This is a genomic window from Vibrio algivorus, from assembly GCF_030161215.1.
GTDB lineage: Bacteria > Pseudomonadota > Gammaproteobacteria > Enterobacterales > Vibrionaceae > Vibrio > Vibrio algivorus.
The window spans coordinates 26,719-41,107 of record NZ_BSPV01000009.1; the positions used below are offsets into that span (position 1 = coordinate 26,719).

The following is a 14,389-nucleotide window of genomic DNA, read 5'->3' on the forward strand; positions in this document are numbered from 1 at the left end:
GCTATGTTAGACAATGTAAAAGTAATTTTAGTCGGCACCTCACATTCAGGGAATATCGGTTCTGCAGCAAGAGCAATGAAGGTGATGGGGTTAACTGAATTAGTCTTGGTTTCACCACAGTGTCAAGTCGATGAACAGACACTATCTTTGGCATCTGGTGCCGGTGATGTGGCGGAAAATGCACGCATTGTAGAAACCTTAGATGAAGCGGTGTCAGACTGCGAATTAGTCGTTGGGTCAAGTGCTCGCTCTCGTACACTTGAATGGCCAATGCTTGAGCCTCGCGAGTGTGGTGAAAAATTTATTCAAGAAGCTGAAAAAGGCAAAGTTGCTTTAGTCTTTGGCCGAGAAAGAACCGGCCTAACCAATGAAGAGCTGCAAAAGTGCCATTATCATGTTTGTATTCCTGCAAACCCTGAATATAGCTCGCTTAATCTAGCGATGGCGGTACAGACTTTAAGTTATGAGATCCGTATGGCTTGGCTTAACAAGCAAGCTGGACAATACCCGGAACCAGTCACTGAAGAGTACCCGAGACATAAAGAATTAGAATTATTTTATCAGCACCTTGAAAACACCATCTTGAAGACCCAGTTTATCTCTAAAGATAAACCAAACCTGGTGATGAATAAATTACGTCGCTTGTTTAGCCGGGCTCGTCCTGAAGTTCAAGAATTAAATATGCTACGAGGCATTTTAACTTCGATTGAAAAGTCTATTTCTGATAAAAAATAGTTACTTACGAATACCTGACTAAAATAGTCAAATGAATACTTGACCATTTTAGTATGGTATGGAATCATAGTCCCCACATACTTACTGTGGGTACGGTGCATATGAGACTTACATCAAAAGGAAGATACGCGGTAACAGCAATGTTGGATGTGGCTTTACATTCAAACCAAGGACCTGTGCCATTAGCGGATATCTCAGAACGCCAAGGGATTTCATTATCTTACTTGGAGCAACTTTTTTCACGATTACGTAAAGCCGGTTTAGTGGCGAGTGTACGTGGTCCAGGTGGTGGTTACCGCCTTGGTATCGAAGCGGATCAGATCGCAGTCGGTACTGTGATTTCAGCCGTTGATGAATCGGTTGACGCAACAAAATGTCAAGGTAAAGGCGATTGCCAAGGTGGCGTACGCTGCTTAACTCATACCTTGTGGCATGATTTGAGTGCTCGCATTAGTGAGTTCTTAGATGGTATTACGCTTGGGGAACTTATGATGAACAATGAAGTTCTTGATATCTCTGAGCGCCAGAATATTGAGCTAATAGTGAATAACAGCTTTGGTAATAACAATTACGCTTCAGAAAAGAATGACAAAGCGGACACTGTTGGTATGAATGCTCGCCTTTAACGTGAGCGAAAAGTTTTCACATTGGAGTAAAGAATGAAACTGCCTATTTATTTTGACTATTCAGCGACATGTCCGGTTGACCAGCGTGTGGCGGAAAAAATGGTTCAATTTATGACGATGGATGGCACCTTTGGTAACCCAGCATCGCGTTCTCACCGATTTGGTTGGCAGGCAGAAGAAGCAGTTGATCATGCTCGTGAGCAAATTGCAGACATCTTAAATGCAGACCCACGTGAAATTGTATTTACTTCTGGTGCTACAGAATCAGATAACCTTGCGATTAAAGGTGCTGCGCACTTTTATGGTAAGCAAGGTAAGCATATCATCACTTGTAAAACTGAGCATAAAGCTGTGTTAGACCCATGTCGTCAGCTAGAGCGTGAAGGTTATGAAGTAACATACCTTGAGCCTGAAAGTAATGGCTTAATTGATATCGAGAAATTTAAAGCAGCATTACGTGAAGATACTGTTCTAGTTTCTATTATGCACGTCAACAATGAAATCGGTGTTATTCAAGATATCGAAGCAATTGGTGAATTATGTCGCGCAAATAAAACAATTTTTCATGTCGATGCAGCACAATCAGCAGGTAAATTACCTATTGATACTAAAGAATTAAAAGTTGATTTGATTTCTTTATCTGCACATAAAATTTATGGCCCTAAAGGTATTGGTGCACTTTATGTTCGTCGTAAACCGCGCATCCGTTTAGAAGCACAAATGCACGGTGGTGGCCATGAGCGAGGTTTCCGTTCTGGTACTTTAGCAACTCATCAAATCGTTGGTATGGGTGAAGCTTTTGCCGTCGCTAAACAAGATATGCAAAAAGATTATGACCATGCGTTAGCACTGCGTAATCGCTTGTTAGACGGCATCAAAGATATGGAAGCGGTGACAATTAATGGCGATCTTGAGCAGCGCCTACCAAACAACTTAAATGTAAGCTTTGCTTTTGTTGAAGGTGAATCATTATTGATGGCGCTAAAAGATCTTGCAGTATCTTCGGGTTCTGCATGTACATCTGCCAGCCTTGAGCCTTCATATGTATTACGTGCGCTAGGGCTAGATGATGAATTAGCACACAGCTCAGTTCGTTTCTCTTTTGGTCGTTTTACGACAGAAGAAGAAATTGACTATGCCGTTAAACAAATTCGTGTAGCAGTAGACAAACTCCGTGACATGTCACCATTATGGGACATGTACAAAGAAGGGATTGATTTGAACACCGTTGAGTGGGCTCATCATTAATCTCAAGGAAGTCGAGAATTCGAGGTAAACATTATGGCGTATAGCGAAAAAGTAATTGAACATTATGAGAACCCACGTAACGTCGGTTCTTTTGATAAAGAAGATCCTTCTATCGGTAGCGGTATGGTAGGTGCTCCAGCTTGTGGTGACGTTATGAAACTACAAATTAAAGTATCACCAGAAGGTATTATCGAAGATGCGAAATTTAAAACCTATGGTTGCGGCTCTGCTATTGCATCAAGCTCGTTAGTAACTGAGTGGGTTAAAGGCAAAAGCCTAGATGAAGCGGCTTCAATTAAAAACGCTGAAATCGCAGAAGAGCTGGCATTACCACCAGTAAAAGTTCACTGTTCAATTCTTGCAGAAGATGCAATTAAAGCGGCAGTGTCGGATTATAAAAAGAAACATCAGCAATAATGTTAAATTAGGGGAAGGACTCTCCTTTCCCTATTTGACTTAGGCATCTTTTAAATTTTCATCCTATTTATTGATATACACAAGGTTGCAGTATGGCCATCACCATGACAGACGCGGCAGCAAATCGCGTAAGAACATTCCTGGAAAACCGAGGCAAGGGCATTGGTCTTCGTTTAGGTGTAAGAACAACAGGGTGTTCTGGTATGGCCTATGTTTTAGAGTTTGTCGATCAACTTAACGAAGAAGATCAAACTTTTGAACATGATGGAGTAAAGATTATAATTGATCCTAAAAGTTTAGTTTACCTTGATGGCACCGAGCTTGATTTTGTCAAAGAAGGGTTAAATGAAGGCTTTCAATTTAATAACCCTAATGTGAAAGGTGAATGTGGTTGTGGTGAAAGCTTCAACGTATAATCCTTAATATTAGGAACGATGGCACTCTAAATAGGGTGCCATTGCCATTTTAAGCGTCGGTGACGAATCATTACGGTTATGTTATTGGCCAAGTAGTAGGCACGAATTATTGCTATGAACCATTTTGAATTATTTGGCTTACCTAACCAGTTTGAGTTAGATAATAATACTTTGTCTGAAACGTTCCGTGATCTCCAACGTCGTTTTCATCCTGATAAATTTGCCTCCGCTTCCGAGCGTGATCGTTTAATGGCAGTGCAGAAAGCTGCAGAAATCAACGATGCTTACCAGACTTTAAAATCACCCATTTCTCGAGCAGAATATATCCTTGCTCTACAAGGTATTGATATTCGTGCTGAACAGCAAACAATGAGTGATCCTATGTTCTTAATGGAACAGATGGAATTGCGAGAAGAAATTGAAATTATCGCTCAATCTAATGAGCCAGAAAGTGCTTTATTTGATTTCGATAGTAAAATTCAAACAATGTATCAACAGCAACTCGCACAATTAAAAAAACAGCTTGAAAGCGAGCAGTGGGATAGCGCTGCGGATGGTGTTCGAAAGCTTAAGTTTGTTAATAAATTAAGATATGAAATCGAGCAACTTGAAGATAAGTTGCTTGGTTAAAGCTTTAGAGTTAATGCTTGTTTAATCTCTATTAGCCAATATAGAAAGGATAGTTCCGAATATGCTACTTCAAATTGCAGAACCTGGTCAAAGTGCCGCACCACATGAGCATAAGTTCGCCGTAGGGATTGATTTAGGTACTACCAACTCTCTTGTTGCCGCAGTAAGAAGTGGCTCATGCACTCCTTTGGTTGATGAAAACCAAACCGCAATTTTGCCTTCAGTGGTTCATTATTCTCAAGATGGCGTGTCAGTTGGTGCACAGGCAAAACAAAAAGCGCAACAAGATCCAAAAAATACTATTAGTTCAGTGAAGCGGCTTATTGGTCGTTCACTTGACGACGTTCAATCGCGCTATACCGACCTACCTTATCAATTTCAAGCGAGTGATAATGGTCTACCACTTATTCAAGTTCCTACTGGTTTAGTCAATCCTATTCAGGTTTCAAGTGAAATTTTAAAAAGCTTAGTTGAGCGAGCGGAAAGTACTCTGGCCCATGAGATAGAGGGCGTTGTGATTACTGTTCCAGCTTATTTTGATGATGCTCAGCGTGCAGGCACTAAAGATGCTGCTGAGTTAGCTGGATTGAAAGTGCTTCGTTTATTGAACGAACCAACTGCCGCTGCGATAGCTTATGGGTTAGATTCAGGCCAAGAAGGTGTGATTGCTGTTTATGATCTAGGTGGCGGTACCTTTGATATTTCACTATTACGTCTATCAAAAGGTGTATTTGAAGTGCTGGCTACGGGCGGCGATTCTGCACTAGGTGGTGATGATTTTGATGATCTTTTATTAGGTTATTTTAAGCAGCAAGTTGGTCAGCTTGATAAATTAAGTGCCGAGCAGCACCGAGTCTTATTGGATGCGGCAACTCAAGCCAAAATCGGTTTGTCAGATAATCAACAAGTTAGTGTTGAAGTACTGGGTCAAACTATTACGTTAACCCGAGAACAATTTAATGACATTATTCAGCCTCTGGTTAAAAAAACCTTACTATCATGTCGTCGTGCATTAAAAGATGCCGATGTGACTGCAGAAGAGGTCAGCGAAGTTGTGATGGTAGGCGGTTCAACTCGTACTCCACTTGTACGTACTATGGTTGGTGACTTTTTCGGCCGTACACCTTTGACTAGCATTAACCCAGATGAAGTTGTGGCAATTGGTGCCGGAATTCAAGCGGATATCCTAATCGGTAATAAACCCGATTCAGACATGCTGTTATTGGATGTGATCCCGCTTTCCCTTGGTATCGAAACCATGGGCGGCTTGGTTGAGAAAATCATTCCACGCAATACCACTATTCCTGTTGCTAAAGCGCAAGAGTTCACCACATTCAAAGATGGTCAAACCGCTATGTTAGTTCACGTCGCACAAGGTGAGCGTGAAATGGTTGATGATTGTCGTTCACTAGCTCGTTTTACTCTAAATGGTATTCCGCCAATGAAAGCGGGGGCAGCGCATATCCGTGTGACTTATCAAGTTGATGCTGACGGATTGCTTTCAGTGACGGCAATGGAGAAGAGTACTGGCGTACAAGCCGATATTCAGGTGAAACCTTCTTACGGTTTAAGTGATACTGAAATCGCCGATATGCTGAGATCCTCAATGACTCATGCTAAAGAAGACATGCAAGCTCGTGCGTTAGCTGAGCAAAAAGTTGAAGCAGACCGAGTGATTGAAGGCTTATTAGTTGCTCTACAAGAAAATGGTGAACAGCTACTAAGTAAAGAAGAATACTTAGCACTAGAAGACTCGGTAAGAACTTTGATCCAACTACGTAATGGTCAAGATGCTGATGCGATTGAGCAAGGAATTAAAAACACTGATAAAGCCAGCCAAGAATTTGCATCGCGTCGAATGGATGTATCAATTCGAGCGGCATTAGCTGGACAGTCAGTCGATAATATTTAATTAATGGATATTGGTTAAGAATACTTAACCAGTTGCATAGACAATATATTATAAGTAAATAAAACTTATAATAACTCTATTGAAGTAGGATGAATTATGCCTAAGATTGTTGTATTACCTCACGAAGATTTATGCCCAGAAGGTGCAGTATTAGAAGCACAAACAGGGGAATCAGTATTAGATGTGGCATTGAAAAATGGCATTGGCATTGAGCATGCTTGCGAAAAATCATGTGCATGTACCACTTGCCATATTGTGATTCGTGAAGGATTTGATTCATTAGAGGAAAGTGAAGAATTAGAAGATGATATGTTAGATAAAGCTTGGGGGTTAGAGCCTGAATCTCGTTTAGGTTGCCAAGCGAAAGTCGCAGATCAAGATTTGGTGGTTGAAATTCCTCGCTACACCATCAACTTAGCATCGGAAAATCACTAATAATATCTGGTAGAGCAAGGAGTAGCACATGGGATTAAAATGGACGGATTCACAAGATATTGCCATTGAACTCGCGGATAAATTTCCAGACCTTGATCCTCAGACCGTACGTTTTACGGATATGCACCAATGGATCACGGAGCTTGAGGATTTTGATGATGAACCCAATCGTTCCAATGAAAAAATCTTAGAAGCTATTTTACTTTGTTGGTTAGATGAAATTTAACCGTAGGTATAACACTCTCGATTTTCATTTATATAAAGCCTCTTCGGAGGCTTTTATTTTGTCTGAAGATTTTTTAGAGTAAAAATACCCAGATCAGTTGTAAATAAAGGTCAAAGTCACAAGTTATCACGGCTATTATGATACTTGTGATGATTAGCATTATGATATAGCTTAGCTTTATACCTTTCGTACTTAAGTATAAATCTAATTTATATACCCAAGTAACTTCAAGATACGAGTTTCAGTAGGAATAAAACAGACTGTGTGCTTGTATCTTCTCAAATAATGACAGCCTATTTGGTTTTAAGGGCTCCCCAGACATTTAGGTAAGGAGTAAAAATGTCAACACAACTATCAGTGAGTATTACTCGTGAAGCCGCTCCAGCGCAATGGGGCGAAAAGGCACTACTTTCTTTTTCTGCCGACGGTGCGATGATTCACTTACCATCAGCATCTGATTTTGATTTGGCACAACGTGCAGCACGTAAACTTGACTCACAAGGTATTAAACATGTTGAGCTGACCGGTGAAAGCTGGGATTTGGAAACGATCTGGGCTTTTGTTCAAGGTTTCCGTTCTTCAAAAAAAGGTAATAGTGTTACTTGGCCTCAATTAGATAATGAAGCGCAATTAGAGCTGGAAGCACGCATTAAGGTAACTGATTGGGTTCGTGACATTATTAATAGAAGCGCCGAAGAAGTAGCTCCTCGCCAATTAGCCACTATGGCAGGTGAATTTATTAAATCTGTAGCCCCAGAAGGCAGTGTTAGCTACAAGATCATAAAAGATAAAGATCTGTTAACCGAAGGTTGGGAAGGTATCTATGCAGTAGGTCGAGGCTCTGAGCGTACCTCTGCTATGTTACAACTCGACTTTAACCCAACCGGCGATGATGACGCACCAGTTTATGCTTGTTTGGTAGGTAAAGGGATCACGTTTGACTCAGGTGGCTATAGCATTAAAGCATCTGGTTTTATGGATTCAATGAAAGCAGATATGGGCGGTTCAGGTACTATTACCGGCGGATTGGCATTAGCGATTGCTCGTGGATTGAATAAGCGTGTGAAACTTATCTTATGCTGCGCTGAAAATATGATCTCCGGTCGCGCATTAAAACTAGGTGATATCATTACTTATAAAAATGGTAAGACTGTTGAAGTCATGAATACTGATGCAGAAGGTCGCTTAGTATTAGCCGATGGCCTTATGTATGCTAGTGAGCAAAAACCAAAGCTGATTATTGATTGTGCCACCTTAACTGGTGCAGCCAAAAATGCGTTGGGTAACGATTATCATGCTTTACTCACTTTCGATAACAAGCTTGCACAGAAAGCTCTAAAAAGTGCAGAGCAAGAATCAGAAGGTTTGTGGCAATTACCGTTAGCCGATTTCCATCGTAATATGCTGCCATCAAACTTTGCCGATATGTCGAATATCTCGTCAGCGGCATACAGCCCTGGTGCAAGTACAGCCGCCGCCTTTTTGTCTTATTTTGTCGAAGATTATAAAAAAGGTTGGTTACACTTTGACTGCTCAGGTACTTATCGTAAATCATCAAGTGATAAGTGGTCGGCAGGAGCAACAGGGATGGGCGTAAGAACGTTAGCTAGAATTTTGATAGATCAAGCAAAATAACTACACAAAATAAGCAAACTAACCACAACATAAAGCTTAGGGGGAGTCATTTTCTCCCTCTTGCTGACTAAAATAAAAATAAGACCAAAGGATTTTATATGGCTTTAGAAAGAACATTCTCAATCATTAAGCCCGATGCGGTTGAACGTAATCTCATTGGTGACATTTATCAACGAATGGAAAAAGCTGGGTTGTCGATTGTTGCTGCTAAAATGGTGCATTTAACAGCAGAGCAGGCGAGTGGCTTTTATGCTGAGCATGAAGGTAAACCGTTTTTTGAGCCATTAAAAGAATTTATGACATCTGGACCGATTATGGTGCAAGTATTGGAAGGTGAAAATGCCATTGCTCGTTACCGTGAGTTAATGGGAAAAACCAATCCAGAAGAAGCTGCTTGTGGTACTTTACGTGCAGATTATGCGCTTAGCATGCGTCATAATTCTGTTCATGGCTCGGATAGCCCAGAATCGGCAGCACGTGAAATTGAATATTTCTTCCCTGAATCAGAAATTTGCCCACGTTAAGCATTAGAATTTTATTCAGATAGAATTCCACTATACTTAAGAGACCAATAAGGTCTCTTTTTTTATAGACGTTTTGTATTTAAGGGCACCGTTTTGTTAGCGACGTTTATTCAACCCCAATTTACTTGTCACTTCACTGATACCCTAATGGCTTGGCGTACAGTTATTTGAACAGTACATACTGAACAAACCTTGTTGTGAGTGTATAAACCCTGTACAATTCGCGCCCTTATTTATCGTTCCATTAGTGAGAAAACCATGACCATGACAAAAGTAAATCTGCTGGATTTTGACCGTAAAGGTTTGCGCCAGTTTTTTACCGAAGAGCTGAATGAAAAGGCATTTCGTGCCGATCAGATCATGAAATGGATCTACCATTTTGGTTGTGATGATTTCTCACAAATGAGTAATATCAATAAAGCGCTTAAAGCCAAACTAGAAGCGCGTTGTGAAATTCGTGCCCCTTATGTATCTGAAGCTCAGCATTCGAATGATGGCACCATAAAGTGGGCAATGCGTGTTGGCGATCAAGATGTTGAGACGGTTTACATTCCTGATGGTGATCGTGCGACGCTATGTGTGTCATCTCAAGTTGGTTGTGCACTCGCTTGTACGTTCTGCTCGACCGCGCAACAAGGCTTTAACCGTAACTTAAAAGTGTCCGAAATTGTTGGCCAAATCTGGCGAGCATCACGTGAAATTGGTTTAGAAAAAGTAACTGGTCGTCGCCCAATTACCAATGTGGTAATGATGGGAATGGGCGAACCATTACTGAATATGAAAAACTTGATGCCATCTCTGGAGATCATGCTTGATGATCTTGGTTTTGGCTTATCTAAACGCCGTGTGACGGTTTCTACTTCTGGCGTGGTTTCTGGCCTTGACCAAATGACCGGAAACATTGATGTGGCACTTGCGATCTCATTGCATGCGCCTAACGATGAGTTGCGCAGCCAGATTATGCCAATTAACGATCGCTGGGATATTCAGGATTTCTTAGAGTCAGTTCGTCGCTATATTGCTACTTCAAATGCCAATCGAGGCAAAGTGACGATTGAGTATGTTTTACTCGATCACGTTAATGATGATATGGAACATGCTAGGCAGCTCGCAGAGTTGTTAAAAGATACCCCGGCAAAAATTAATTTAATTCCATTTAACCCTTATCCTGGGTCACCATACAAAAAGCCAAGTAATTCTCGTATTGACCGTTTTATGAAAACCTTAATGCAATATGACTATACGGTGACGGTACGTAAAACTCGTGGTGATGATATTGATGCGGCATGTGGCCAGCTTGTCGGAGATGTGATCGATCGAACAAAACGTACAAAGCAGAAACAGCAAGGGGAACCTATTCCTGTAAAAGCCGTCTGATAAATATAGATGGTATTGGTTCCCACTCCTAAATTAGGTGGAATCCAATGTTTTCTATAAAAAAGTTAGTTTTTACTTTAGTAGTTAGTTTCTTAGTTGGTTGTGTTACAGTGACCGACAAGCCAAACACTGCTAAATTTGATAATATAAAAGCGTCGGAAGCAAGAATCTCATTAGGTTTGGGGTACTTGGAAGAAGGCAATATGGTGAAAGCTCGAGAAAACCTTGAGATGGCTGTTAAATATGCGCCTTCTTATTATCGAGCTTTGAATTCGGTAGCGTATTATTATCAACGAGTTGGTGAATACGAATTAGCTGAAGAGGCTTATGAAGATGCATTGGATAGTTCTCCTAAAAATGGGGATGTCTTAAATAACTACGGTGCATTTTTATGTCGACAAGGCGAGTATGAAAAAGCGGATGAATTTTTTAACCGCGCGATAGAGCAACCTTATTATTACTTAGTCGCAGCCAGTTATGAAAATGCTGGATTATGTGCCCTAAAAAGTGGTGATAAGGAGAAGGCAAGGAATTATTTTTCTCGTGCTCTTGATCATGATCCCAGCAGGTCTCAGTCGTTATTACAATTGGCTGAGTTGGAAATCGAAAAGGACGAGTTTTCCGATGCAAGGGTTCGACTATTAAAGTTTAATAAGAGATATGGGTACCGTCCAGTTAGCTTAGGCTTGTTAATAAAACTAGAAAACAAAGCCAATAATCCTGAGCTAGTGTCTAAATATGGCAACATACTTAAGACTAAATACCCAGACTCTGTCCAATATCAGAAGTACAGGCAGAATGAGTACTGAAAATAACGAGTTAGAGCAAAAATCAGACAATCACAAAATCCTTCCTGGTGAAATATTACGCCAAAGAAGAGAAGAATTAGGGTTAACTCAGAAGGACATTTCTGAACGTTTACGCTTAAAAGTATCTGTGATTGAAAATATCGAAAGTAATCATTTCGATAGCCATCATGTAGCCACATTTATTCGTGGCTATTTTCGATCTTACGCTAAGGCCGTTGGCATCAAAGAGAAAGATATCCTTGCAGCTCTAGAAGAGTCGGGAAGAGGGCAGCATAAAGAACAGCCTATGCATAGCTTTTCTCAAAAAACCAAGAAACAACAACATGATAATCGTATCATGCGTTTAACTTGGGGGATCTTAGTTGTCATCATCGGGATCTCATCAGTATGGTGGTGGCAGAATCACCAACTTGACACATTATCCCCTTCATCTCTGTCTTCTCAGCAACAAGAAAACGCTGTGAGTGAGCCTGAACAAGTAGAAGGTGCTCCAAAAGAGCTTGCTTCTGAAGAAGATGTAATCGCTGAATTATCAACCCCATCGGAACTAGGTTCTACAGAGGCAGGCGATAATCAGCCTGAAGTAGACACTCAATCAGAAGCGATAGAAACAGAGCAAGTTTCATTGGGTGACAATGCCGTTGAATCCTCAGAGACGCTAGGATCTACCCAAGCAGAAAGCCAAGATGTTGCTCAAGATTCAACACAACAACAAACGGATAATGTTCTAGCAATGAACTTTAAAGATGATTGTTGGATACAAGTAAAAGATAGCTCAGGCTCAGTACTTGCGACTGGACTGAAAAAAGCCGGTGAATCTTTAACCTTAACGGGTAAAGCACCTTACTCTATTATTTTAGGCGCTCCTGAAGGCGTGTCTATTTCGTTAGCTGAAGAACCTGTTGATCTTTCTAAGTATACTCCAGGTAAAGTGGCCCGATTGACATTACCGTAGAATTATTATGCAACACGAATCTCCTATTAAACGACGTAAGTCGACCCGTATTTATGTTGGTAACGTGCCAATTGGTGATGGTGCACCTATTGCTGTTCAGTCAATGACTAACACTCGCACTACTGATGTTGAAGCAACTGTCGCTCAAATAAAATCACTTGAGAAAGTGGGCGCGGATATTGTTCGCGTATCTGTACCGACAATGGATGCAGCAGAAGCCTTTAAGCTAATTAAACAACAAGTGAATGTTCCTCTTGTCGCGGATATACATTTTGATTATCGCATTGCGTTAAAAGTAGCGGAATATGGTGTTGATTGCTTAAGAATTAACCCTGGTAATATTGGTAATGAAGACCGTATTCGTGCAGTTGTTGATTGTGCTCGCGACAAAAATATTCCAATTCGAATTGGTGTTAATGGCGGCTCTTTAGAGAAAGAAATTCAACAAAAATATGGTGAACCTACTGCGGAAGCATTAGTGGAATCAGCAATGCGTCATGTTGATATTCTTGATCGCCTGAACTTTGATCAATTTAAAGTCAGTGTGAAAGCCTCTGATGTATTCTTAGCCGTAGATTCCTATCGCTTACTGGCAAAACAGATCGACCAACCATTACACCTAGGGATCACCGAAGCCGGTGGTGCTCGTGCTGGCTCTGTTAAATCGGCTGTTGGCCTAGGTATGCTGCTAGCGGAAGGTATAGGCGATACGCTACGTATTTCTCTGGCCGCTAATCCTGTTGAAGAAATTAAAGTTGGTTTCGATATATTGAAGTCGCTGCGTATTCGTTCTCGTGGCATTAACTTCATCGCATGTCCTACCTGTTCACGTCAAGAGTTTGACGTTATTGGTACAGTTAATGCGCTAGAAGAACGTTTAGAAGACATCATTACTCCAATGGATGTTTCTATTATTGGTTGTGTCGTTAATGGCCCAGGTGAAGCTGAAGTTTCGCACATGGGTATCGCTGGCGGTAATAAGAAAAGTGCGTTTTATGAAGATGGTAAACGTCAGAAAGAGCGCTTTGATAATGATAATGTTATCGATCAACTAGAAGCGAAGATTCGCGCCAAAGCATCCATGTTAGATAGCAATAACCGTATTGATATCAGCCACATCGATAAATAATCACCTATACGAATATAAACGGTAAAGACTGTGACTAAAATAATTCAAGCAATTCGAGGTATGAACGACTGCCTTCCGACACAATCTCCACTTTGGCATAAAGTTGAAGACGCTGTGAAGCGTGTCGTTAGCTCTTATGGATACAATGAGATCCGTATGCCAATCGTTGAGATGACGAACCTATTTAAGCGTGCAATTGGTGAAGTCACCGATGTGGTTGAAAAAGAAATGTACACCTTTGAAGACCGTAATGGCGATAGCTTAACTCTGCGCCCTGAAGGAACCGCAGGTTGTGTACGTGCTGGAATTGAAAATGGTTTGATTTATAACCAAGAGCAACGTTTGTGGTACATGGGTCCAATGTTCCGCCATGAACGTCCACAAAAAGGTCGTTATCGCCAATTCCACCAAGTCGGTGTTGAAGTTTTTGGTTTACAAGGACCGGATGTTGATGCGGAATTGATTATGATGACTGCGCGCTTATGGCGTGAGTTGGGGATCGATAAGCATGTTCGTCTTGAATTAAACTCGATTGGTTCTTTAGAAGCTCGTCAACACTACCGTAATGTCTTGATTGAGTTTTTAGAACAGCATATTGATGTGCTGGACGAAGACTGCAAACGTCGTATGTATACCAACCCTCTGCGTGTATTGGATACTAAAAACCCTGAAATCCAAGCAATTTTAGTCGATGCACCTCAATTAGCTGATTATCTTGATGATGACTCAAAAGCCCACTTTGCTGGTCTATGTGAATTACTCGATGCTGCGGGCATTGAATACCAAGTTAATCAACGTTTAGTTCGTGGTTTAGATTACTACAATAAAACGGTTTTTGAGTGGATTACCGAAAGCTTAGGCTCACAAGGTACCGTTTGTGGTGGTGGTCGTTATGATGGTCTAGTTGAACAGCTTGGTGGTAAACCGGCTCCAGCAGTCGGTTTTGCGATGGGGCTTGAGCGTTTAGTCTTAATGCTAGAAACCTTAGAGCTTAATGACACTCGTAAAGCGGTTGATGTTTATTTAGTGACGGCAGGTGAAGGTACTTTAGTTAATGGTATGAAGTTTGCTGAGCAATTACGTGAATCAGTACCGGGACTTCGTCTTATGACTCACTTTGGCGGCGGTAACTTTAAGAAGCAATTCAAACGTGCGGATAAAGTAGGCGCAACTATTGCACTGGTATTGGGTGAAAATGAAGTAGCAGAGCAAAGTATTGTGGTTAAAAATCTCGCTGGTGGTGAACAACAAACTATGCCGCAAGCCGATGTTGCTGCTCATTTAGCTAACATTATTTAATTTTATTGAGTCGATT

At 41.0% G+C, this 14,389-nt stretch carries 16 protein-coding genes; all 16 read left to right on the forward strand.

The annotated features are described in order from the left end of the window. The first annotated feature begins 3 nt into the window (after window positions 1-3). The 16 genes from trmJ (at window position 4) to hisS (ending at window position 14,373) form a co-directional block, all read left to right on the forward strand. Window positions 4-735: a tRNA (cytosine(32)/uridine(32)-2'-O)-methyltransferase TrmJ gene (gene trmJ, locus QQJ93_RS12480; protein WP_089123620.1), complete on the forward strand. Its 732-nt coding sequence runs from the start codon at window positions 4-6 to the stop codon at window positions 733-735. A 101-nt stretch (window positions 736-836) separates the two neighbouring features. Next, on the forward strand, window positions 837-1,361 hold the full coding sequence (gene iscR / locus QQJ93_RS12485; protein WP_089123501.1) for a Fe-S cluster assembly transcriptional regulator IscR: 525 nt from the start codon (window positions 837-839) through the stop codon (window positions 1,359-1,361). Between the two features lie 33 nt (window positions 1,362-1,394). Next, on the forward strand, window positions 1,395-2,609 hold the full coding sequence (locus tag QQJ93_RS12490) for an IscS subfamily cysteine desulfurase (RefSeq protein WP_089123500.1): 1,215 nt from the start codon (window positions 1,395-1,397) through the stop codon (window positions 2,607-2,609). Window positions 2,610-2,642: 33 nt separating this feature from the next. Further along, window positions 2,643-3,026 (forward strand): Fe-S cluster assembly scaffold IscU, encoded by a 384-nt coding sequence (iscU, locus tag QQJ93_RS12495; RefSeq protein WP_089123499.1) that lies wholly within the window; start codon window positions 2,643-2,645, stop codon window positions 3,024-3,026. A gap of 92 nt (window positions 3,027-3,118) precedes the next feature. Beyond that, window positions 3,119-3,442, forward strand: a complete 324-nt coding sequence (gene iscA, locus QQJ93_RS12500) for an iron-sulfur cluster assembly protein IscA (RefSeq protein WP_089123498.1) — start codon at window positions 3,119-3,121, stop codon at window positions 3,440-3,442. Window positions 3,443-3,556: 114 nt separating this feature from the next. Continuing rightward, window positions 3,557-4,072: a co-chaperone HscB gene (gene hscB / locus QQJ93_RS12505; RefSeq protein ID WP_089123497.1), complete on the forward strand. Its 516-nt coding sequence runs from the start codon at window positions 3,557-3,559 to the stop codon at window positions 4,070-4,072. Between the two features lie 61 nt (window positions 4,073-4,133). Then, the gene (gene hscA, locus QQJ93_RS12510) at window positions 4,134-5,984 is read left to right on the forward strand and encodes a Fe-S protein assembly chaperone HscA (RefSeq protein WP_089123496.1); all 1,851 of its coding nucleotides are present in this window, start codon (window positions 4,134-4,136) and stop codon (window positions 5,982-5,984) included. Between the two features lie 96 nt (window positions 5,985-6,080). Further along, window positions 6,081-6,419 carry an ISC system 2Fe-2S type ferredoxin gene (gene fdx, locus QQJ93_RS12515; protein WP_089123495.1) on the forward strand — a complete coding sequence of 113 codons (339 nt, stop codon included), beginning with the start codon at window positions 6,081-6,083 and terminating at the stop codon, window positions 6,417-6,419. 28 nt (window positions 6,420-6,447) lie between these two features. Then, window positions 6,448-6,645 (forward strand): Fe-S cluster assembly protein IscX, encoded by a 198-nt coding sequence (gene iscX, locus QQJ93_RS12520; protein WP_089123494.1) that lies wholly within the window; start codon window positions 6,448-6,450, stop codon window positions 6,643-6,645. A gap of 339 nt (window positions 6,646-6,984) precedes the next feature. Next, a complete protein-coding gene (gene pepB / locus QQJ93_RS12525) occupies window positions 6,985-8,280 on the forward strand; it encodes an aminopeptidase PepB (RefSeq protein ID WP_089123493.1) in 1,296 nt (431 codons plus the stop codon). Window positions 8,281-8,378: 98 nt separating this feature from the next. Beyond that, on the forward strand, window positions 8,379-8,804 hold the full coding sequence (gene ndk, locus QQJ93_RS12530; protein ID WP_089123492.1) for a nucleoside-diphosphate kinase: 426 nt from the start codon (window positions 8,379-8,381) through the stop codon (window positions 8,802-8,804). Window positions 8,805-9,062: 258 nt separating this feature from the next. Further along, window positions 9,063-10,181, forward strand: a complete 1,119-nt coding sequence (gene rlmN, locus QQJ93_RS12535) for a dual-specificity RNA methyltransferase RlmN (protein WP_089123491.1) — start codon at window positions 9,063-9,065, stop codon at window positions 10,179-10,181. Window positions 10,182-10,228: 47 nt separating this feature from the next. Continuing rightward, the gene (pilW, locus tag QQJ93_RS12540; RefSeq protein ID WP_089123490.1) at window positions 10,229-10,990 is read left to right on the forward strand and encodes a type IV pilus biogenesis/stability protein PilW; all 762 of its coding nucleotides are present in this window, start codon (window positions 10,229-10,231) and stop codon (window positions 10,988-10,990) included. Beyond that, entirely contained in the window at window positions 10,980-11,945 is a 966-nt protein-coding gene (rodZ, locus tag QQJ93_RS12545; protein WP_089123489.1) for a cytoskeleton protein RodZ, read from the forward strand. The genes pilW and rodZ overlap by 11 nt, the downstream gene beginning before the upstream one ends. 7 nt (window positions 11,946-11,952) lie before the next feature. Then, entirely contained in the window at window positions 11,953-13,074 is a 1,122-nt protein-coding gene (gene ispG, locus QQJ93_RS12550) for a flavodoxin-dependent (E)-4-hydroxy-3-methylbut-2-enyl-diphosphate synthase (RefSeq protein ID WP_089123488.1), read from the forward strand. A 30-nt stretch (window positions 13,075-13,104) separates the two neighbouring features. After that, window positions 13,105-14,373, forward strand: a complete 1,269-nt coding sequence (gene hisS / locus QQJ93_RS12555; RefSeq protein WP_089123487.1) for a histidine--tRNA ligase — start codon at window positions 13,105-13,107, stop codon at window positions 14,371-14,373. Window positions 14,374-14,389 lie beyond the last annotated feature (16 nt).